This is a genomic window from Saccharopolyspora halophila (genome assembly GCF_039531955.1).
Lineage (GTDB): Bacteria > Actinomycetota > Actinomycetes > Mycobacteriales > Pseudonocardiaceae > Saccharopolyspora > Saccharopolyspora halophila.
In genome coordinates, this window is sequence record NZ_BAAARA010000032.1 from 1 (window position 1) to 1,468 (window position 1,468).

Here is a 1,468-nt window from a genome sequence, read left to right on the forward strand (position 1 = left end):
TCAGTAGCGGTAGTGCTCGGGCTTGTACGGGCCCTCGACGTCCACACCGATGTACTCGGCCTGTTCCTTGGTCAGCTTGGTCAGCTTCACACCCAGCGCGTCCAGGTGCAGACGCGCCACCTTCTCATCGAGGTGCTTGGGCAGCACATACACATCCGTGTTGTACTCACCCGGCTTCGTGAACAGCTCGATCTGCGCGATCGTCTGGTTCGTGAAGCTGTTCGACATCACAAAACTCGGGTGCCCCGTCGCGTTACCCAGGTTGAGCAACCGGCCCTCGGACAACACCAGGATCGAATGCCCGTCCGGGAACACGTACTCGTGCACCTGCGGCTTGATCTCCTGCTTCTTGATCCCCGGAATCTTCTCCAGGCCGGCCATATCGATCTCGTTGTCGAAATGACCGATGTTGCCCACGATCGCCTGATGCTTCATCCGCTTCATGTGCTCAGCGGTGAAGATGTTGAAGTTACCCGTGGTCGTGATGAAGATGTCGGCGTACTCGACGACCTCTTCCAGCGTCTTGACCTCGTAACCCTCCATCGCGGCCTGCAACGCGCAAATCGGGTCGATCTCAGTAATGATCACCCGCGCGCCCTGGCCACGCAGCGACTCGGCCGAACCCTTACCCACATCACCGAAACCGGCCACCACCGCGACCTTACCGCCGATGAGCACATCGGTCGCACGGTTGATGCCATCGACCAACGAGTGCCGGCACCCGTACTTGTTGTCGAACTTCGACTTCGTCACCGAATCATTGACATTGATCGCCGGGAACAACAACTCACCCGAACGCACCAAATCCACCAGCTTGTGCACACCAGTGGTCGTCTCCTCGGTCACACCCTTGATCTCCTTCGACAACCGCGTGAACCGCGAGGAATCGTTGGCGATCGACTTGCGCAGGGTCTCCAGCACGACCTTGAACTCATCCGGATCATCCTCGGTCGGCTGCGGCACAGCACCCGCGGCCTCAAACTCCGCACCCTTGTGCACCAGCAGCGTCGCGTCACCACCATCATCCAAGATCATGTTGGCGACCCGGCCATCACCGAACTCCCACAGCTGGTTGGTGCACCACCAGTACTCCTCCAGCGACTCGCCCTTCCACGCGAACACCGGAACACCCGCCGGCTTACCCGGCGTCCCGTCCGGACCCACCACGACCGCCGCCGCGGCCTCATCCTGCGTCGAGAAAATGTTGCAGGACACCCAGCGAACCTCGGCACCCAACTCCACCAACGTCTCGATCAGCACAGCCGTCTGCACCGTCATGTGCAACGAACCCGCGATCCGAGCACCCTTGAGCGGCTTCGACGCGGCATACTCCCGACGAGTCGCCATCAAACCCGGCATCTCATGCTCAGCCAACCGAATCTGATGCCGACCGGACTCCGCCAGCGCAAGGTCCCGCACGGCAAAATCAATACCGTTGACCTTCTGCAGCTCTACGCTCATGACTTCC

At 60.5% G+C, this 1,468-nt stretch carries 1 protein-coding gene; it reads right to left on the bottom strand.

The window, feature by feature from the left end; translation table 11 throughout:
• Positions 1 to 1,461, bottom strand: a complete 1,461-nt coding sequence (ahcY, locus tag ABD289_RS25115) for an adenosylhomocysteinase (RefSeq protein ID WP_344138115.1) — start codon at positions 1,459 to 1,461, stop codon at positions 1 to 3.
• Between the last annotated feature and the right edge of the window lie 7 nt (positions 1,462 to 1,468).